Origin of the sequence: Roseovarius dicentrarchi, assembly GCF_003316635.1 — a bacterium.
Lineage (GTDB): Bacteria > Pseudomonadota > Alphaproteobacteria > Rhodobacterales > Rhodobacteraceae > Roseovarius > Roseovarius dicentrarchi.
Window position 1 is genome coordinate 32,869 of the sequence record NZ_QNQP01000009.1, and the last position, 18,648, is coordinate 51,516.

An 18,648-nucleotide genomic window follows, 5' to 3' on the forward strand; every position below is an offset into this window, starting at 1 on the left:
GCAGCGCTGTATCAGCGCCGCGCATCCCAACTGGTCGAGGCATGGCGGCGCGTGTAAAACTCCCCCATCAGCCCGATCATCGTCAGAACGATGGCCACGACAACAGGGTATGTCACATTGGAATTATACGGCGAATAGTTCACAAAGACAAAGCCGCGCGCCTGATCAATGGTGTGAAACAGCGGATTCCAGTCAAACATTTTCAGCATGTAGGACGGCAGCATGTTGGCCACGAACATCTTGCCCGAGGCGATCATGTTGGCCCTTTGGTAAACGGTGGCGAATGTGGCGACGAATGTCGGAAACCACGGCTTGACCGCCAGCAGAACCAGCCCGATGGCGGCCCCCGTGAACCACGCCAGCAGCAGCATCCCCATGGCGGCAAAGGGGTATTCCACCTCGAACGGTGTCACCGCCACATGGTAGGCGAACAGGATCAGCGCCATGGTCAGAACCTGCACATATAGCGCGCCCAGCGCCGCCGAACTGATCGAAATGGCCGTTGTCATCGGCGCGTGTTTCATCATCGGCGATGACGGCCCTTCGGCCCCGACGACAGCGCCCAGCGTTTTGACATGCGTCAGGAACAGAAAAATTCCTGACATGATGTACAGCAGGAAATCCCCGCGCAGGGCCGCCCCGCGCAACCCCAGAACCGAGAACATGACGTAAAACGCCGCCAGAAAGACCAGCGCCTGAAGGATGTTCAACCCGATCGCAACCAGGGCATTACCATGCGCTTTGCGCACATCGCGCACTGTGGCGTGGTAAATCAGCTCCAGGATGGAAACCGCTGTATGCAGCTTCGACCGCTGCTTGACCTGCTGAAACATCTACTCGCTTTCGCGCCATTACCGCCGTCAGTCTGACACGGAATTCTTGCTGTTCCGTTACCAAGTCAGCATAAGGGGCCCGACCCTTTCCCGCAACACCGCGTTGCGCCCCTTGCCGACCGGAGTTTTTGACATGGATTATTCACAGCTGACCACTGTAATGCGGCGCCTGGCGCTGGAGGCCGGGGACGCCATCATGCAGATCTATGGCCAGGATGATTTCGACGTCAAATCCAAATCCGACGACAGCCCCGTGACCGCCGCCGATGAGGCCGCCGACGCGCTTATTTCCGCGGGGCTTCGGGCCGCGTTTCCCGATGTTCTGCTTGTCACCGAGGAACAGGCCGCCTCGCACGGAAAAAACGCCGATACCTTCCTGATCGTCGATCCGCTGGACGGCACCAAGGAATTCATCAACCGGCGCGGCGATTTTACGGTAAACATTGCCCTCGTCGAAAACGGCACGCCAACGCGCGGCGTGGTTTATGCCCCGGCCAAGGGGCGCATGTTCTACACGCAGCCAGACGGCAGCGCCGTCGAGGAGACCGGCCCGCTGGACAAAACGGCGGTTGGCACCCTGACGCCGATCAACGTATCGACGCCCGATAATGACGCGCTGATGGTCGTCGCATCAAAGTCGCACCGCGATCAGGCAACCGAAGATTACATCGCCAAATACGCCGTCAAGGACAGCCGCAGCGCGGGCTCATCGCTCAAGCTTTGCCTTGTCGCCACAGGCGAGGCTGACATTTATCCGCGCGTTGGCCGGACGATGGAGTGGGACACCGCCGCCGGGCATGCCGTGCTGGCCGGGGCTGGCGGGCGCGTCGTGCGACTGGACGATCACAGCCCGCTGACCTATGGCAAGGACGGTTATGAAAACCCGTTTTTCATAGCGCACGCACCGGGCGTGATCGTGAAGGACGCTTGAGGGCGCTTAACACATCCATTGATCACGCCAGTCAAACGCCATCCGACAAGACACAAAGCCATAAATCCGCCAAGTTCGCAGGCTAAGGTTTGTTATAGTGGATTCGAATTAAATTAGGTTTCAGGGATTAAGGCGATGCGCACCAAAGTCACAAAGGCAATCTTTCCAGTCGCAGGTCTGGGGACCCGGTTCTTGCCGGCGACAAAATCAGTACCAAAGGAAATCATGACACTGGTCGACCGTCCTTTGGTCCAGTACGCCATCGACGAGGCGCGCGCGGCGGGCATCAAGGAGTTTATCTTTGTCACATCCCGCGGCAAGGGTGCGCTGGAGGATTACTTTGACAACGCGCCCCAGCTGGAGCAGGCCTTGCGAAAAACAGGCAAGACCGATCTGCTTGAGATTTTGAAATCCACCAACATGGATTCTGGCGAAGTCGCCTATATGCGCCAGCACAAACCGCTGGGGTTGGGCCATGCGGTCTGGTGCGCCCGCCGTCTGGTCGGGAATGAGCCGTTTGCAGTTATCCTGCCGGACGATGTGATCGCCGGCAGCAAACCCTGTCTTCAGCAGATGGTCGAGGCATTTGAAGAAACGCAGGCCAATATCGTCGCGGCCATGGAAGTGCCGGACGACAAGGCATCGTCCTACGGCATTCTCGACATTCAGGAGGACCGGGGCGATCTGGTGCTGACCAAGGGCATGGTGGAAAAACCCGCGCCCGGCACACAGCCATCAAATCTGGCTGTGATCGGGCGGTATATCCTGACACCGACGGTGCTGCAAAAGCTGAACAAGAAGCAGGTTGGCGCCGGCGGTGAAATTCAGCTGACCGATGCGATCGACGACGCCCGCGCCGATGGCGAAGAGGTGTACGGCTACCGCTTCAAGGGCCATCGCTATGATTGCGGCACGAAGGCCGGTTTCTTGCGGGCGACTGTTGCCTTTGCGCTGGCGCGGGAGGATCTGCGCGACGATCTGCGCGCCTTCCTGCACGAGGTCACAGCAGCCGACAAGGCCGCAGAATAACCCGCCCCGTGCGGCCAGCCCAAGGACGAATGAAGCGTGACGAATATCTTGGTAACCGGCGGCGCCGGCTATATCGGCAGCCACGCCTGCAAGGCGCTGGCCGCGGCGGGATACACCCCCGTCACCTATGACAACCTCAGCACCGGCTGGCAGGATGCGGTCAAATTCGGCCCGTTCGAGCAGGGCGATCTGACGGATCGCGCCCGGCTGGATCAGGTGTTTGCCGCCTACAACCCGGCCGCCGTCATGCATTTTGCCGCGCTGTCGCAGGTGGGCGAATCCATGCGCCTGCCCGAGCTTTACTGGCATAACAACGTGGCCGGATCGCTGACCCTGATGCAGGCTGCCGTGCAGGCCGGGTGCCTTGATTTTGTCTTCAGCTCGACCTGCGCGACATATGGCGATCAGGACAACGTGGTTCTGGATGAGACCTGCGCGCAGCATCCCATCAACGCTTACGGAAAATCAAAACGCGCGATCGAGGATATGCTGGCCGATTTCGAGACGGCCCATGACCTGCGCCACGTCATCTTTCGGTATTTCAACGTGGCCGGTGCTGACCCGGAGGCTCAGGTCGGCGAATTTCACCAGCCCGAAACCCATCTGGTGCCGCTGCTGCTGGACGCCGTGCGGGGCAAACGCGACGCGCTGACCATATTCGGCACCGATTACGACACGCCCGATGGCACCTGCATCCGCGACTATGTGCATGTATGCGATCTGGTCGATGCGCATGTTCTGGGCCTGAGATGGCTGGAGGAGGGCAAGCGCAGCCGCGTTTTCAACCTTGGCACGGGATCGGGGTTTTCGGTGCGCGAGGTGATCGGCCAAGCCGCCGCAGTCACCAACCGCGACGTTCCCGTAATCGAGGGGCCGCGCAGGCCCGGCGACTGCACCAAGCTGGTCTCTGGCTCAACCCGCGCGAAGGCCGAGCTGGGCTGGACACCCACGCGCAGCACGATGGACCAGATGATTTCAGATGCCTGGCGCTGGCAGCGATCTGGACATTACGAACGTTAGGCGCAACCCTGCGCCGCAGAACACTGGCGGAGCGGGCATGCGATCTGGCGCGCATTTCAGGGAACAGGCGGCGGCGCTGGCCATGGCATACCGCCTGCGCTGGAAGCGGCGGCGCCTGCTGTGGCGCAGCTTTCGCAAACGGCGGCAACTGCGCGCCGCAATCGACAGGACCGCCGCGATCCGCCCCGGCGCGATCCTTGCATTTTCGACCATGCGGAACGAGGCGATCCGCCTGCCCTTTTTCCTGGAGCATCATCGCAAGCTGGGCGTCGATCATTTCCTGATCGTGGACAATGACAGCACCGACGGCACCCACGATTATCTGATGCAGCAGCCCGACGTTTCGCTGTGGCACACGAAACACAGCTATCGTTTGTCGCGGTTCGGGGTGGATTGGCTGACATGGTTGCAAATGCGGCATGCTCACGGCCATTGGTGCCTGACCGTCGATGCGGATGAAATTCTGATTTATCCGTTCCACGACACCCGCCCCCTGCCCGCACTGACCCAATGGCTTGACCGGCAGGGCGCGGCCTCGTTCGGGGCGCTGATGCTGGACATGTATCCCAAGGGCAAGCTCAGCGCGCAGACCTACGCGGCGGGCGCCGATCCGTGCGATATCCTGACATGGTTTGATGCCGGTAACTATATGATGCAAAAGCATAAGACCTTGCATAACCTGTGGATACAGGGCGGCCCAAGGGCGCGCATGTTCTTTCATGAAAAACCGCGGCGCGCGCCGACGATGGGCAAGGTGCCGCTGATCAAATGGGACCGCCGCTATGCCTATGTCAGCTCGGCCCATTCGGCCCTGCCCCGCCGCCTGAACCGCGTCTACGACGAGGCGGGCGGCGAATGTGCCAGTGGCATCCTGCTGCACACCAAGTTTTTGCACATGATCACCGAAAAGTCCGCCGAAGAAAAAGACAGGCGCGAACACTTCGCCAATTCACGCCTTTATGACGCATATTATGACAGCCTCACCGACGACCCGAACCTGTGGTGCGACCGCTCGACCCGCTACCGGGGCTGGCGCCATCTCGAGGCGCTGGGCCTGATGTCGCGGGGAACGTGGCTGTGAGCGGCGCAATAGGCGTTTACCCATGCGCGCCAACGGTTTATCCTGCGCCCAACACATGCAGAGCCCGTCGGCCTCAAGGCAACAGAACCTTAACCTACGGTGCCTATGCTGCATGCAAAGTCAGGATCGGGGGCAGGCAAACGTGAGCGTGGTGCAATCTTACCGCATGCGGCTGCGCCGCCGCCATGCCAAGCTGCGCGCCGCCCGCAAGGGCCTGACCCTGCGTCCGGTGGTTGACCGAACGACCCAGATCAACCCCGGCGATATCCTGCTGTTCTCGACCCTGCGGGACGAGCATATCCGCCTGCCCTATTTCATGGATTACTACCGCCGGATGGGTGTTGATCATTTCCTGATCGTGGACAATGACAGCACCGATGGCGGCGGTGATTTCCTGGCCGATCAGCCCGACGTATCGCTGTGGCACACCAAAGCCAGCTACAAGGGCGCGCGCTTTGGTGTCGATTGGCTGAACGGGCTACAGGGTAAATACGGCCACGGCCACTGGACGCTGGTTGTCGATCCGGACGAATTTTTCATCTATCCGTTCTGCGATACGCGTCCGATCAGGGCGCTGACCGACTGGCTGGACGGATCGAACGTGCGCAGTTTTGGCGCAATGCTGCTGGACATGTACCCCAAGGGGCGGCTGGACGCGGTGCCCTACCAACGCGGGCAAAACCCCATGGAAATTGCATCGTGGTTCGATCCGGGCAATTACATGATCGAAAAGAACCAAAGATACGGCAACCTGTGGATTCAGGGCGGCCCGCGCGCGCGCCTGTTCTTTGCCGATACCCCGAAAAAGGCGCCGGCCCTGAACAAGATACCGCTGGTCAAATGGCACCGCCGCTATGCCTATGTCAGCTCAACCCATACGCTGCTGCCGCGCGGTCTGAACCTTGTTTATGATGAATGGGGCGGCGAGGCCGCCAGCGGCATCTTGCTACATGCCAAATTCCTCGACACCTTTGCCCAAAAGGCGGAGGAGGAAGTCAGCCGCAAACAGCATTACCGCGCCTCGCTGGAATACAAAGCGTACCTCAGGAACATGGACCAGACGCCAGAGCTGTGGTGCAAATGGTCCGAGAAATATATAAACTGGCGACAGCTTGAGATTTTGGGCCTCATGTCCAAGTGGAACTGGGCATGACAAAAGGGACAATACCAAGGTGAGCGTCGGTATCGTCATGCTGGTTCACACCGCACTGGGCCGGGCCGAGCAGGTGGCGCGGCACTGGTCGGCCGCCGGCTGCCCGCTGGTCATTCACGCCGACGCGTCCGTGCCTGCCGCCACATTCCGCGCATTTCAGAAATCCGTGGCTGATCTGCCAAATCTCCGGTTTTCCCGGCGCCATCGCTGCGAATGGGGCACCTGGGGGCTGGTTGCCGCATCGCAAAGCGCATCGGAGTTGATGCTGCGGGAGTTTCCGGATGTGCAGCACGTCTATCTGACATCCGGATCGTGCCTGCCGCTGCGTCCGGTGCAGGAGTTGATCGACTACCTTGCCGCGCGCCCGCTGACCGATTTCATCGAAAGCGCGACAACCGCCGATGTGCCATGGACGATCGGCGGGCTGGACGCCGAACGTTTTACCCTGCGGTTCCCGTTTTCCTGGCGCAAGCATCGGTATCTATTCGACCGCTACGTCGCGCTTCAGCGGCGGCTCGGTATGCGGCGCCGCATTCCCGGCGGGATCGTTCCACATATGGGCAGCCAATGGTGGTGCCTGACCCGCCAGACCCTTTCGGCGATCCTGACCGACCCCGAGCGCGGCGCCTACGACCGCTACTTTGCCAAGGTGTGGATTCCCGACGAAAGCTATTTCCAGACCCTCGCGCGGCAGCATTCCCGCCAGATCGAAAGCCGGTCCCTGACCCTGTCAAAGTTTGATTATCAGGGAAAACCGCATATTTTCTATGACGATCACCTGCAATTACTGCGCCGCTCCGATTGCTTTGTTGCGCGCAAGATATGGCCGCAGGCCTGCCGTCTGTATGATGCGTTCCTCACCGATAGCGCCAGCGCGATGAAGCGGACCGAGCCGAACCCGGCCAAGATTGACCGCATCTTCTCCAAGGCGGTCGAAAGGCGCACGCGCGGCCGCGCGGGCCTTTATATGCAAAGCCGGTTTCCCGCCGAAACGCGCGAAAATGGCCTGACATCGGCAAAATATTCCGTCTTTCAGGGCTTTTCCGCACTGTTTGAAAATTTCGAGCCTTGGCTGGCCCGCGCCACCGGCGCACGCGTTCACGGGCATCTTTTCGCTCCCGAACGCGCCGAATTCAGCGAAGGCGCGACCGTGATGAACGGCGCGCTCTGCGACAGTGCCGCGCTGCGCGACTATAATCCGCGCGCATTTCTGGCCAGCCTGATCTGGAACACGCGCGGCGAAAGGCAGTGTTTTCAATTCAGCCCCCGCGACAATCAGGACATAAACTGGGACATCGCCAAGGACCCGAATGCCCAGATTTCCGTCATTTCAGGCGCGTGGGCGGTGCCATTGTTCAAGTCTGACAAAAACTTTGCCGACATCCGCCGGGAGGCAGCCCTGCTGCAACAGATCGAATCCAAACACCTTGAGATTTTGCGCTCCAGCTGGACCAAGGCGCGCGTGCGCATCTGGACAATGGCCGAATTTATCGAGGCGCCGATGGAGCCGCTGCAAACCATCATCGATGAAATCGCCCCCCAGCGCACGCAGCGGGGCCTGTCAGAGGCTCCGCAGATGGCGGATCTGGCCGGGTTCGGGCAGTTTTTGCAAAACCTCAAAAATCAGGGAATGCATCCATATCTGATGGGTAATTTCCCGGTCGTGCATGACGTTCAAGATACCAGGACACCTGCGCGAAAACCCTATTTGATACGGTAACAAATGCCCCAGTTTGATTATTTTGTAGTGCTTGCAGAAATGCGCACCGGCTCCAACCTGCTGGAGGCGCATCTGAATTCATTCGCAGGCATCGAGTGCCACGGCGAGGCGTTCAACCCGGCCTTCATCGGCTATCCAAAGCGGACAGAAATTCTGGGCATCACTCAGGCAATGCGCGAGGGTGATCCGGCGCGTTTGATTGACACTATCCGCACCGCATCGACCGGGATAGGCGGCTTCCGTTTGTTTCACGACCATGATGCCCGCGCGCTGGATATCTGCCTGTCCGATCCGCGCTGCGCCAAGGTCATCCTTACGCGCAATCCCGCAGACAGCTATGTAAGCTGGAAAATCGCGCAGGAAACCGGCCAGTGGAAGCTGACCAACGTCAAACGCCGCAAGGACGCCAAGGCGCATTTCGATCCGGAGGAGTTTGAGCAGCACATCACGACGCTTCAATCCTTTCAGGTTGAGGTCATGAACCGTCTGCAAAAATCCGGGCAAACCGCGTTCTACATTTCCTACGAGGATTTGAACGATCTGGACGTAATCAATGGCCTTGCGCAGTATCTGGGCGTTGATGAACGGCTGGAGGCATCCGACAGCGTGTTGAAAATTCAAAATCCGCAACCGCTGGCGGAAAAAGTGGTTAATTTTGATGAAATGACACGGGCATTGGCCGGGATCGACCGGTTCAACCTGACCCGCACGCCCGATTTTGAACCGCGCCGGGGCGCGGCCGTACCATCCCACATCGTCGCGCATCGCGCGCCCTTGCTCTACATGCCGATCAAATCCGGTCCCGAAGCAGAGGTAACCGCGTGGATGGCCGCACTGGACGCTGTCAACGCAGATCAGTTGCAAACCAAGCTGAACCAGAAGACGCTGCGGCAATGGATGCGTCAGGCCACAGGGCATCGCAGCTTCACCGTGCTGCGCCATCCGGCTGCGCGCGCGCATGCGGCATTCTGCCAGCGGATCCTGCATCGCGGACCGGAATCGTTGGGCGAAATCCGGCGGGTGCTACGCAATTTTCACAAACTCCCCATTCCGGGCGGTGGCCCCGACGAAAGCTATGACCGGCGCGCCCATTATCTGGCCTTCACCGCGTTTCTTGATTTTCTGCGTGCCAATCTGCGCGGCCAAACCAGCGTGCGGATTGATGCAAACTGGGCCACTCAGGCTGCGGTATTACAAGGCATGGCGCAGTTCGCGTTGCCCGACATCATCATTCGAGAGGATGAAATGCCCCGGCAGCTTAGCGCGCTTGCCAAACAGGTCGGCCGCCCGGACGCGCCGCCGATTGCAGTCGCGCCGCCTGACCATCCCTACTCCCTGGCCGAGATCTACGACGACGAAATCGAAACCGCCGTCGCCGATATCTATCAGCGCGACTACATCATGTTTGGATGGGACCGCTGGCGCTAGCCGCGCGTCATGCAGCCAGCATTGACTGCGCTTCGGTCATAATGGTGTAAAGCGTTGCCGGATCGGGGTTCGCCCGCAGCTTTGCACAAAGCTGCGCATCGCGCAGCGTTCGTGAAATCAGCGCCAACGCCTTGAGATGGTCCACCCCCGCTTCGCGCGGCGCAAACAGCGCAAATGCCAGGTCCACTGGCTGCCGATCGACCGCGTCAAAGTTAATGGGCTTTTCCAAAAGCACGAATGCCCCGACCACACGGTCGATATCGTCCAGACGCGCATGCGGCAGCGCCACGCCGTGCCCCACACCGGTGGGGCCCAGCGACTCGCGCGCTTGCAGGGCGTCGACAGCGGCCTGCGCATTTACGCCATACACCGCATGGGCGATGTCACCCAATTCATGCATGAGGCGCTTTTTACTAGATGCGGCGCCCAAAACGCGCACGGCTCCTGGCTTCAGGATCATGGGAATATCCATTCACTGCTCCGATGGCCAGATCCGCCGGGTTCCGGCCCCGCATCACCTGACCCGTTTTACGGATCGATCCACCCGATATTGCCGTCATCACGGCGGTAGACCACGTTTACACCGCTTTTTGCCTCGTTTCGAAACACCAGAACGGGAGCCCCGGCCAACTCCATCTGCATCACGGCCTCTCCAACGGAAAGCGACGGGATTTGCGCCTGCATTTCGGCAACAATGATGGGCTGAAGGCTTTCCGGCTCCGAATCCACTCCTTCGTCTTCTGAGGCGAGGATATACGAGGACGCCCCGAAAAGTTCAACCGGCTGCGACCGGTCCTTGTGGTGATCTTTCAACCGGCGCTTGTAGCGGCGCAGCTGTTTGTCCATTTTCTCGCGGGCGGCATCAAACGCGGCATATATTTCATGCGCCTTGCCGGTTGCCTGTGCGGTCAGACCCGTCGACAAATGAACGATCGCTTCGCACGAATATTCGCTGGCACTTTTGGAAAAAACCACCGTCGCATTGACCGGACGCTCGGCATATTTTGCCACTGCCTCACCCAGTTCGGTCTTTACGTGGGTTTGCAGGGCTTCGCCAATGTCGATCTGCTTGCCAGAGATTTGATAGCGCATGATGTCTCCTTCAAAAAGCGCGCCCGCCCGGTCCCGATAACGCAAATGCGCCCCTCGGGCTGCCGGGAAGGGCTGCAGGAAAATGACATTTTATTAACGATTTCAACGCACCTCACGTCGATCAGGGTGTTTGAAATTGTTAAATGCCATACCTGATTGAGGCGTTTTCCAGCGCTCTTGTCAATGATCATCGCACCGGAGGCAGGGAAATCTGCCGATATTTGTCAGGATATGCGAAAGTTTTCGCCCAGATAAACCCGGCGCACGTTTTCGTTTGCCACCACCTCCGCCGGGGTGCCGGACATCAGCACCTGGCCATCGTGCAGGATATAGGCGCGGTCGACAATCTCCAGCGTCTCGCGCACATTGTGGTCTGTGATCAAAACGCCGATACCACGCTTTTTCAGGTCAGCGACAAGGTGCCGAATATCGGCCACGCTGATCGGATCGACACCTGCAAACGGCTCGTCCAACAGCAGGTATTTGGGGTTTGCTGCCAGACTACGGGCGATTTCAACGCGCCGCCGCTCGCCCCCTGAAAGGGCCATGGCAGAGGCGCGGCGCAGATGCTCGACCGAGAATTCCGATAGCAACTCCTCCAGCCGCTCGCGGCGCTTGTGCGATTCCCGAACGGAAATATCGAGGATTGCCATAATGTTATCCTCGACCGACAGACCGCGGAAAATGGACATCTCCTGCGGGAGGTAGCCGACCCCCAGCTTGGCCCGGCGATACATCGGCAGGTTGGTCACATCGCGCCCGTCAATGGTCACGCGGCCACCCTCGGGGTAAATCAGGCCGGCGATTGCGTAGAATGTCGTCGTCTTGCCCGACCCGTTCGGACCCAGTAGCGCCGCAACCTCGCCCTGGCGCAGGCGCAGGGAAACATCGCGGATCACCACCCGTTTCTTGTAGCTCTTGCGCAGATTGCGCACGATCAATCCGGACGTATCGGTGTCGCTTTCATCTGCGATATGAAGATCCGGCCTTGTCACTGCGACTGCTCGGGTTGCAGCACGGTTTTGACCCGCCCGGTCATGCGCGCGGTGCCGGCGACGGTATCGACCGCCATGTTATCCGCAGTCAGCGCGGTTGCGCCCTGCACCAGCAGGACATCACCGGACATCGCGATCATACCTGTCTGGACATCATAATCGGCGTTTTGCGCCTCGGCAGCGTCGTCACCGCTGACCAGCGTGACGCCGCCCGTGGCCGACAGCCGGGCAATGCCCGAGCGGTTTTCAAGATACACCACCAGAACACGCGGCGCGGACAGCCGCATCTGGCCCTGTCCAATCAACACGTTTCCGGTAAAAACCGCCGTGCCATCTGTTTGATCGACGTCCAGATTTTCCGCTGTCACCTCGACCGGCAAACCGCTGTCCTGCACCGTGCTGCCAAAGGCGACCTGCATGCCCTGCGCCTGCGCGCCGCCAGACACAAAGACGGCGCAGACAAGGAGGATCACTTGGATGAAACGCTGCATTTCGGTCAGTCCTCCGGCTTTGCGGGCATGTATATCAGCTTGACCCCGTCCGTGAACCGCAAATTTGCGGCGCCGGTTTCAGGGTCCGAGGTCAGCAGCATACGCCCCGCATTCAGATCGCCGGGCGGGCCGGTGCCGGTGATGGCGCCCGGCGTTTCGGCATAAAGCGTGCTGAATCGCGTGTTGATGCTGTCAGTGCGGATGTCATAGCCCGTGGTGGTTTCAAACCGCACATCTCCGTCCAGCCTTGCGGTCATTTCGCGCTGGTCGGTCGTGCCGTGCTGCGATGTGATGTCGACAACGCCGCCGCCATTGAGACGCAGCCTGGCCTGCGCACGCTCCGCCAGCAGGATGTCGCGGTCCGCTGGATCGGGCCGGACAAATTCCGCACTGAACGACACCTGCTCGCCGCCCGACGCGACGCCGGCAAAGCTGGGATTGGTGACGCCCTGATCGATGGCGCGTTGCGCCAGATCCACATTCGCAACCGGTAGCTGATCGGTCAGATCAACCTTCCGCGATATCAGGAACAGGGTCGACAACAGGCCCAGCGCAACCAGCGGCAGGATGACCTTGGCCCAGTTGACCAAGCGTGTGTGAAAATTGTCGCCCCTGCGGATCAATGCGAAAATATATCCTGTTCGGGCCAGCCTGCCAGATCCAGCGCCGCGCGTGTCGGCAGAAAATCAAAGCAGGCCTGCGCCAGTTCCATGCGTCCCTCGCGCACCAGCCGGGTATTCAATGCGTCGCGCAACTTGTGCAGATACAGGACATCGGACGCGGCATAATCCAGCTGTGCTTTGGTCAGTTCGGGCGCACCCCAGTCCGAGCTTTGCTGTTGTTTGCTGATATCGACGCCCACCAGTTCGCTCAGCAGGTATTTCAGACCATGCCGGTCCGTGTAGGTGCGGATCAGCTTGCTGGCGATCTTTGTGCAGTAGACCGGCGCAGCGACGACGCCAAAGGCGTTCTGCATCGCCGCGATATCGAACCGGCCAAAGTGGAACAGTTTCAACACATTCGGGTCGGTCAACATCGCGCGTAGGTTCGGCGCATCGGTCTGGCCCTTGGCGATCTGCACCAGATGCGCATTGCCATCGCCGCCGGACATCTGGACAAGGCATAACCGGTCGCGATGTGGATGCAGGCCCATTGTTTCGCAGTCAATCGCCACAACGGGGCCCAGATCCAGACCGTCCGGCAGATCGCCCTGATAAAGAGTGTTCGTCATGTCAGTCCCTTCGCGTCTTTGGACATGCGATATATAGGATCGAACCGGCGGGCCACCAATATCTGACCTCCGGGCTGGCGCTGCCGCCGAATTCCTATGCCAGAGACGTTTAGAAATCCTGAAGAACGGCGCGCTATCCTTCGCCCTCGACCTTGCCGCGCAGCGCCTTGACGTCGCCGCGCGCTTTTTTCGCCTTGAGACGGCGTTTTTTCGACCCCAGCGTTGGCCGGGTCGGAATCCGCCGCTTGGGCTTTTCCGTCGCCTTGCGGATCAGTTCGGCCAGACGTTCGCGCGCGATGTCGCGGTTGCGGGCCTGATGGCGCGTTTCGTCGCACTGGATGATCAGCGTGCCGTCCAGTGTCCAGCGCCGCCCGGCCAGCCGTTTCAGGCGGCGTTTCACCGGGTCCGGCAGGTTGGGCGAGCGTTCAGCCTCGAAGCGCAGCTCGACCGCGCTGGCGACCTTGTTGACGTTCTGCCCGCCGGGACCGCTGGCGCGCACGAATTGCTCGGTCAGCTCCCAGTCTTCGATCGCTATGGTGTCTGTGATGCGCAACATGCCTGCCAATCTAGTGCCTTGCGCGGCAAATCGAAAGGGCCGCCCCGATATGGGACGGCCCTCTAGAAGTTTTTCGGAGGTGGGCCGGTTAGGCGCACCAATCAGGTCGCTTCAAATATCCGAGGACTGCCTCAGATACGCGCCTCCCTGACTGTTCCGACACCCCGCTCCAATACCTCTAATGACACTGGACCACCTCCTTTCGTTGATTAAACTCACCCTGAGCTTGGCACAAAATTTTGATATGTCAAAACAAAATTTCGGCCCCGTTCACCGACCGCTTATTGCGATTGCAAAACGCCCACGCATTGCTGTGGCAGATCGGCCATCGTCAGCTCGCGCTTTGGCTTGGGTTTTGGCGCGTTCGGATCGCGCGGCTTGGGCTTTGGCGGGTTGAGGATATTGGCCACCCATTCCTGCGCCTCGGCGCAGCCATCGCCCGGTGGCGGCGGCGCCTGGTTGACGCATCCGGCTGCGCCGCCAGGGCAGGCAAGGCGGACGTGGAAATGATAGTGATGCCCCCACCAAGGCCGGATCTTGCGCAGCCAGTCGCGGTTGCCTGTCTCGTCCTTGCACATCTGCACCTTGGCACCCGGAAAGATGAAGATGCGCGCCACGCGCGGATCGCTTGCGGCGGCTTTCAGCACCTCATGCTGGCCGCGGGTCCACCCCGAATTGACATAGGCGCCATTGGCCCGCCGCATTGACGTGGCCGACAGGTTCTCCCGCTCGTTGATGGTCAGGTTCAGCCGCGGCGGCGGCATCAGCCAGATATCGGCATCCAGCCCCAACTGGTGCGAGCGGTGCCCGCTCAGCATCGGGCCGCCGCGCGGCTGGCTCATATCGCCCACATACAGGCCGTTCCAGCCCATGCGCGCGGCCTTCGCCGACAAATCAGTGACGAAATTCACCAGCTGCGGATGGCCCCAGTTGCGGTTGCGCGACAGACGCATCGCCTGCCATGTCGGCCCGGTCTGCGGCAGTTGCACACCGCCGGCCATGCAGCCCTTGGCATAGCTGCCGAATGGCGCGGGCTGCTGCGCCGATCCGACGCGCGCGGCACCAAACAGCTGTTTGGCCTCTTTGCCCTGCGCCATCGCAGGCAGCGCAAGCGGCACCATCAGTGCCGCAGCAGCGGTAAGGGCAAGCGCCCTGAGTTGTGCAATCATTCGGCCGGATCTCCCTGTGGTTTCACCCAGACTAACAGCACCAAGCCGATCAATAAAAGCCCGATCAGCGGGCTGACGCCAATCTGCTGGCTGCCTGTCGCCGCCGTCACCACGCCGATCAGGGCGGGCGCGATGAACGCCGTCGCCTTGCCCGCCAGCCCGTAAAGGCCAAAGGATTGCGCCATATGACCTGGCCGCGCCTGCCGCACCATCATCGTCCGGCTGGCCGATTGCAGCACCCCTCCCGCCGCGCCGATCACAGCCCCGCAGAGGTAAAACAACGCATCCGGCAGGGCCGAGCCGGGCTCAAGGTCAACCCCGTACACCCGCGTGCGCGAGATGAACACGATCGACACCGCCACCGCGAGCAGCGCCAGAATGGCGGACACGATGACGCGCTTTGGCCCGAACCTGTCATCTGCATGGCCCCCGGCCCACGCGAAAAACGCGCCGGAAATCAGCGCAACGATGCCGAAAACACCAACCTGCACCACATCCCAGCCCAGCACGCCCGCCGCATAAATCCCGCCAAAGAAATACATCCCGTTCAGCGCATCACGGTAGAACATGGACGAGGCCAGATAGGCAAACAGCGACGGTGTTTGCGGCAGGTGGCGAATGGTGTGCCCGACATTTTTCAGCGCCTGCCCCACCGCCAACGCCCTGCCGGGCTTGCGGGCGGGCTCCTTCACCCACAGGAAAAACGGCACCATGAAGGCAACGTACCAGAACCCGGTCAGCGGCCCGACAAACCGCGTCCCCTCGCGCCGCGTCGCATCGAACCCCAGCGCCGGATCAATGCCCAGCAGCGTCTTGCCCGTGCTGGCGCTTTCGGCAAAAAACAGCAGCACCACCATCAGCGCCGCCAATCCCCCGACATAGCCAAACGCCCAGCCATTGCCGGAAATGCGCCCGATCTCGGATTTTTTGCCGATATCGGGCAGCATGGAGTTGGTGAAAATCGTCGCAAACTCCATCCCGATCATGCCGATGACGAAAAACACCAGCACCAGAACTAGGTTCAGATCATACGGCGTCGCCCACCAGATGCCGCAGGCGCCGACCACGTACATGGCCGAAAACACCTTGATCCACTGCATCCGCGCGCCTGAATGATCCGCCAGCGCACCCAGCACAGGCGCGCCCAGCGCGATCACGATGCCCGCCACGGCAATGCCCGTGGCCCAGATCGTCTGCGCCCTTGCGCCGTCGCCGATCAGCTCTTGGATATAGGGGGCAAAGATGAATGTTATCAAAAGGGTGTTGTAGGGCTGGCTGGCCCAGTCAAAGAAAAACCATCCCCAGATACGGCGGCGATATGTCGGAAATCTCATGTCGGCCTCAAAACAGCGAAGTCATTGAAATCGAATATTGCCGCTTATGACGGCCTGCGGCGACTGACCGCAAGGATTTCCTGACGCCATCACAGCCCTGCGCGCCCTTGCGCTTTGCGGCTGCGCGGCTTACCTCCAAGGCGAATTTAAACAGGGGAATTCACACGATGCTGGCAATTTACGGACCGCTGCAACTTATCCTCAGCGTCATTTATTTCGTGATGATCGTTCACATCATCATGAGCTGGCTGATCAATTTTCAGGTGCTGAACCTGCGCCAGCCACTGGTCGCACAGATCTGGGATGGCCTGAACCGCCTGCTGGAGCCGATTTATCAGCCCATCCGCCGCATCCTGCCCGACACGCGCCCGCTGGATCTGGCGCCGCTGGTGGCGCTGATTGCGGTCATTTCGCTGCGCGCCTATGTGCTGCCGGTCATTTTTGGCTTTGCGTGACATAATACCGGGCCTTGTTCACCGAATCTTAGTGTGAAAATACTCTTGTAAGGTCAGCCCATATAACTTGCAGGAATGCACCATGCCCGCCGCCACCCTTTTAAGGGACATATTCGGATTCGACGCCTTCCGCCCCGGACAGCAGGACATCGTGACCGCTGTGGCGGAGGGCCGCAACGTTCTGGCAATCATGCCGACGGGTGGCGGCAAATCCCTGTGTTTCCAGCTGCCTGCATTGATGCGCGAGGGCGTCACGGTTGTCATCTCGCCGCTCATCGCGCTGATGCGCGATCAGGTCCGCGCCCTGCGCGCCGTCGGGGTCGAGGCCGGCGCGCTCACCTCCGGCAACACGGAGGAGGAGACCGCCGCCGTCTGGGAGGCGCTGGAGGCGGGCCGCCTGAAGCTGCTTTACATCGCGCCTGAACGCCTTGCCGCCGGATCGGCCATGGGGATGCTGCGCCGCGCGGGTGTCAGCCTGATCGCTGTGGACGAGGCGCATTGCGTGTCGCAATGGGGCCATGATTTCCGCCCCGATTACCTGCGCATCGGCGAGTTGCGCCGCGCCCTGAATGTGCCGCTCGCCGCCTTCACCGCCACCGCGGATGCCGAAACCCAAGACGAGATCATCGAAAAGCTGTTCGACGGCGCCCCGCCTGAACGGTTTCTGCACGGGTTCGACCGGCCCAACATCCACCTTGCCTTTCAGGCCAAGGATAGCCCCCGCCGCCAGATCATGGACTTTGCCAAGGCCCGCAAGGGCCAGTCCGGCATCGTCTATTGCGGCACCCGCGCGCGCACCGAAACACTGGCGCAGGCGCTGCGCGAGGCGGGGCACAACGCGGTTGCCTATAACGGCGGGATGGAGGCGGACACCCGCCGCCATGTCGAGGGGCGCTTTAACGCCGAGGATGGGCTGATCGTGGTCGCCACCGTCGCCTTTGGCATGGGCGTGGACAAGCCTGATATTCGCTGGGTCGCCCATGCGGATCTGCCCAAATCCATCGAGAGTTACTATCAGGAAATCGGCCGCGCGGGCCGCGACGGCGCCCCTGCCGAGACGCTCACGCTCTACGGTCCTGATGATATCCGCCTGCGCCGCTCCCAGATTGACGAGGGGCTGGCCCCACCCGAACGCCGCATGGCCGATCACGCACGCCTGAACGCGCTACTGGGCCTCGCCGAGGCGCTGGAATGCCGCCGGGTCAAGCTGCTGGGCTATTTCGGCGAGGACACCGAACCTTGCAAGAATTGCGACCTGTGCGACACCCCCCCCGCCACGTTCGACGGGACTGAGGCAGTGCGCAAGGCGCTGTCGGCGATCCTGCGCACCGGCGAATATTTCGGCGCAGGTCATCTGATCGACATCCTGACCGGTAAGGATACCGAAAAAATCCGCCAGCGCGGCCATGATGCGCTGCCCACCTTCGGCGTCGGCAAGGATATGTCCAAGAGCAGTTGGCAGGCCATATTCCGCCAGATGATGGGCCATGATCTGGTGCGCCCCGATCCCGAGCGGCACGGCGCGCTGCGCATGACGGACCCCGCCGTGCCCATTCTGAAGGGCGAGGCAAATGTCACCCTGCGCAAGGACACCGTGCAAAGCAGCGAGCGCCGCCCGGCCGTCAAGGCGCTGGTATCGGACGAGGATGCGCCGCTTCTGTCGGCGCTCAAGGCCAAGCGCCGCGCCTTTGCCGAGGCGCAGAATGTGCCGGCCTATATCGTCTTCAACGACCGCACCCTGATCGAAATGGCCGAGGCGCGCCCCGCCACGCTGGACCAGATGGCGCGCATCGGCGGCGTCGGCGCCAAGAAGCTGGAGCAGTACGGTGATGCGTTCCTGTCGGTCATCAACGGCGAAGCGGCGCAGATGCATCCCGCGCGGCGCAAATTGGCCGGGCGCCCGGCGGGCAGCCTGTTTGACCGCCTGATCGAGGCGCAAAACCAGCTGGCCCGCGGCGCGGACGGTCTGGACAAACCGCTGAGCTGTTCAACCACGCTGATCACCCGGATTGCCGAAACCCGTCCCCGCGATGCGGCGCAGATGGCGCGCATCCTTGGCGACAAACGCGCTGAGCGGTTTGGCCCCGCGTTCATGGACGTTTTGCAAGACGCGGACTAGATATAGGGAAA

Annotated in this window: 19 protein-coding genes; 9 read left to right on the top strand and 10 right to left on the bottom strand. The window is 61.0% G+C overall.

Annotated features, from left to right (window positions below):
• Positions 1-11 precede the first annotated feature (11 nt).
• Positions 12-833 (bottom strand): ABC transporter permease, encoded by an 822-nt coding sequence (locus tag DQ230_RS08320; RefSeq protein ID WP_113912127.1) that lies wholly within the window; start codon positions 831-833, stop codon positions 12-14.
• Positions 834-966: 133 nt separating this feature from the next.
• Between DQ230_RS08320 and cysQ the strand changes: the two genes are divergently transcribed.
• The 7 genes from cysQ to DQ230_RS08355 all read left to right on the top strand — a co-directional run bounded on the left by cysQ (position 967) and on the right by DQ230_RS08355 (position 9,195).
• Positions 967-1,764: a 3'(2'),5'-bisphosphate nucleotidase CysQ gene (gene cysQ / locus DQ230_RS08325; RefSeq protein ID WP_113912128.1), complete on the top strand. Its 798-nt coding sequence runs from the start codon at positions 967-969 to the stop codon at positions 1,762-1,764.
• A gap of 135 nt (positions 1,765-1,899) precedes the next feature.
• Entirely contained in the window at positions 1,900-2,793 is an 894-nt protein-coding gene (locus tag DQ230_RS08330) for a UTP--glucose-1-phosphate uridylyltransferase (protein WP_113912129.1), read from the top strand.
• A 36-nt stretch (positions 2,794-2,829) separates the two neighbouring features.
• Complete coding sequence (gene galE, locus DQ230_RS08335) at positions 2,830-3,813, top strand: UDP-glucose 4-epimerase GalE (protein ID WP_113912130.1); 984 nt, start codon at positions 2,830-2,832, stop codon at positions 3,811-3,813.
• A gap of 37 nt (positions 3,814-3,850) precedes the next feature.
• A complete protein-coding gene (locus DQ230_RS08340) occupies positions 3,851-4,894 on the top strand; it encodes a glycosyltransferase family 2 protein (RefSeq protein WP_203228026.1) in 1,044 nt (347 codons plus the stop codon).
• A gap of 166 nt (positions 4,895-5,060) precedes the next feature.
• The gene (locus tag DQ230_RS08345; RefSeq protein ID WP_113912210.1) at positions 5,061-6,047 is read left to right on the top strand and encodes a glycosyltransferase family 2 protein; all 987 of its coding nucleotides are present in this window, start codon (positions 5,061-5,063) and stop codon (positions 6,045-6,047) included.
• Between the two features lie 19 nt (positions 6,048-6,066).
• Positions 6,067-7,767, top strand: coding sequence for a DUF5927 domain-containing protein (locus tag DQ230_RS08350; protein ID WP_113912131.1), 1,701 nt, complete (start codon positions 6,067-6,069; stop codon positions 7,765-7,767).
• A gap of 39 nt (positions 7,768-7,806) precedes the next feature.
• Entirely contained in the window at positions 7,807-9,195 is a 1,389-nt protein-coding gene (locus DQ230_RS08355; RefSeq protein WP_238987463.1) for a sulfotransferase family 2 domain-containing protein, read from the top strand.
• 7 nt (positions 9,196-9,202) lie between these two features.
• Here DQ230_RS08355 and DQ230_RS08360 read toward each other — a convergent pair whose 3' ends face one another.
• The 9 genes from DQ230_RS08360 to DQ230_RS08400 form a co-directional block, all read right to left on the bottom strand.
• Positions 9,203-9,667, bottom strand: a complete 465-nt coding sequence (locus DQ230_RS08360; protein ID WP_113912133.1) for a PTS sugar transporter subunit IIA — start codon at positions 9,665-9,667, stop codon at positions 9,203-9,205.
• Between the two features lie 56 nt (positions 9,668-9,723).
• Positions 9,724-10,287, bottom strand: a complete 564-nt coding sequence (hpf, locus tag DQ230_RS08365) for a ribosome hibernation-promoting factor, HPF/YfiA family (RefSeq protein WP_113912134.1) — start codon at positions 10,285-10,287, stop codon at positions 9,724-9,726.
• A 224-nt stretch (positions 10,288-10,511) separates the two neighbouring features.
• Positions 10,512-11,282 (bottom strand): LPS export ABC transporter ATP-binding protein, encoded by a 771-nt coding sequence (gene lptB, locus DQ230_RS08370; RefSeq protein ID WP_113912135.1) that lies wholly within the window; start codon positions 11,280-11,282, stop codon positions 10,512-10,514.
• Positions 11,279-11,773 carry an LptA/OstA family protein gene (locus DQ230_RS08375; protein ID WP_203228027.1) on the bottom strand — a complete coding sequence of 165 codons (495 nt, stop codon included), beginning with the start codon at positions 11,771-11,773 and terminating at the stop codon, positions 11,279-11,281. Before DQ230_RS08375 ends, lptB begins: the two co-directional genes overlap by 4 nt.
• 5 nt (positions 11,774-11,778) lie before the next feature.
• Positions 11,779-12,396 (bottom strand): hypothetical protein, encoded by a 618-nt coding sequence (locus tag DQ230_RS08380; RefSeq protein WP_238987464.1) that lies wholly within the window; start codon positions 12,394-12,396, stop codon positions 11,779-11,781.
• On the bottom strand, positions 12,393-13,004 hold the full coding sequence (locus tag DQ230_RS08385; protein ID WP_113912137.1) for a ribonuclease D: 612 nt from the start codon (positions 13,002-13,004) through the stop codon (positions 12,393-12,395). The genes DQ230_RS08380 and DQ230_RS08385 overlap by 4 nt, the downstream gene beginning before the upstream one ends.
• A 133-nt stretch (positions 13,005-13,137) precedes the next feature.
• Entirely contained in the window at positions 13,138-13,560 is a 423-nt protein-coding gene (gene arfB, locus DQ230_RS08390) for an alternative ribosome rescue aminoacyl-tRNA hydrolase ArfB (protein WP_113912138.1), read from the bottom strand.
• Positions 13,561-13,841: 281 nt separating this feature from the next.
• Positions 13,842-14,681 carry a penicillin-insensitive murein endopeptidase gene (mepA, locus tag DQ230_RS08395; RefSeq protein WP_238987469.1) on the bottom strand — a complete coding sequence of 280 codons (840 nt, stop codon included), beginning with the start codon at positions 14,679-14,681 and terminating at the stop codon, positions 13,842-13,844.
• A gap of 44 nt (positions 14,682-14,725) precedes the next feature.
• Entirely contained in the window at positions 14,726-16,063 is a 1,338-nt protein-coding gene (locus DQ230_RS08400) for an MFS transporter (RefSeq protein ID WP_113912140.1), read from the bottom strand.
• Between the two features lie 167 nt (positions 16,064-16,230).
• Between DQ230_RS08400 and DQ230_RS08405 the strand changes: the two genes are divergently transcribed.
• Complete coding sequence (locus DQ230_RS08405; protein WP_113912141.1) at positions 16,231-16,518, top strand: YggT family protein; 288 nt, start codon at positions 16,231-16,233, stop codon at positions 16,516-16,518.
• 82 nt (positions 16,519-16,600) lie between these two features.
• On the top strand, positions 16,601-18,637 hold the full coding sequence (gene recQ, locus DQ230_RS08410; RefSeq protein ID WP_113912142.1) for a DNA helicase RecQ: 2,037 nt from the start codon (positions 16,601-16,603) through the stop codon (positions 18,635-18,637).
• The last annotated feature ends 11 nt before the right edge of the window (positions 18,638-18,648 follow it).

Coding starts and splice junctions, on each gene's coding strand:
- mepA (WP_238987469.1), bottom strand. CDS start 14,681: ATGGTGCCGCTTGCGCTGCCTGCGATGGCGCAGGGCAAAGAGGCCAAA.
- DQ230_RS08375 (WP_203228027.1), bottom strand. CDS start 11,773: ATGCAGCGTTTCATCCAAGTGATCCTCCTTGTCTGCGCCGTCTTTGTG.
- DQ230_RS08385 (WP_113912137.1), bottom strand. CDS start 13,004: ATGACGAACACTCTTTATCAGGGCGATCTGCCGGACGGTCTGGATCTG.
- cysQ (WP_113912128.1), top strand. CDS start 967: ATGGATTATTCACAGCTGACCACTGTAATGCGGCGCCTGGCGCTGGAG.
- arfB (WP_113912138.1), bottom strand. CDS start 13,560: ATGTTGCGCATCACAGACACCATAGCGATCGAAGACTGGGAGCTGACC.
- DQ230_RS08320 (WP_113912127.1), bottom strand. CDS start 833: ATGTTTCAGCAGGTCAAGCAGCGGTCGAAGCTGCATACAGCGGTTTCC.
- hpf (WP_113912134.1), bottom strand. CDS start 10,287: ATGCGCTATCAAATCTCTGGCAAGCAGATCGACATTGGCGAAGCCCTG.
- DQ230_RS08355 (WP_238987463.1), top strand. CDS start 7,807: ATGCGCACCGGCTCCAACCTGCTGGAGGCGCATCTGAATTCATTCGCA.
- DQ230_RS08340 (WP_203228026.1), top strand. CDS start 3,851: ATGCGATCTGGCGCGCATTTCAGGGAACAGGCGGCGGCGCTGGCCATG.
- recQ (WP_113912142.1), top strand. CDS start 16,601: ATGCCCGCCGCCACCCTTTTAAGGGACATATTCGGATTCGACGCCTTC.
- DQ230_RS08360 (WP_113912133.1), bottom strand. CDS start 9,667: ATGGATATTCCCATGATCCTGAAGCCAGGAGCCGTGCGCGTTTTGGGC.
- DQ230_RS08400 (WP_113912140.1), bottom strand. CDS start 16,063: ATGAGATTTCCGACATATCGCCGCCGTATCTGGGGATGGTTTTTCTTT.
- DQ230_RS08345 (WP_113912210.1), top strand. CDS start 5,061: ATGCGGCTGCGCCGCCGCCATGCCAAGCTGCGCGCCGCCCGCAAGGGC.
- DQ230_RS08405 (WP_113912141.1), top strand. CDS start 16,231: ATGCTGGCAATTTACGGACCGCTGCAACTTATCCTCAGCGTCATTTAT.
- DQ230_RS08330 (WP_113912129.1), top strand. CDS start 1,900: ATGCGCACCAAAGTCACAAAGGCAATCTTTCCAGTCGCAGGTCTGGGG.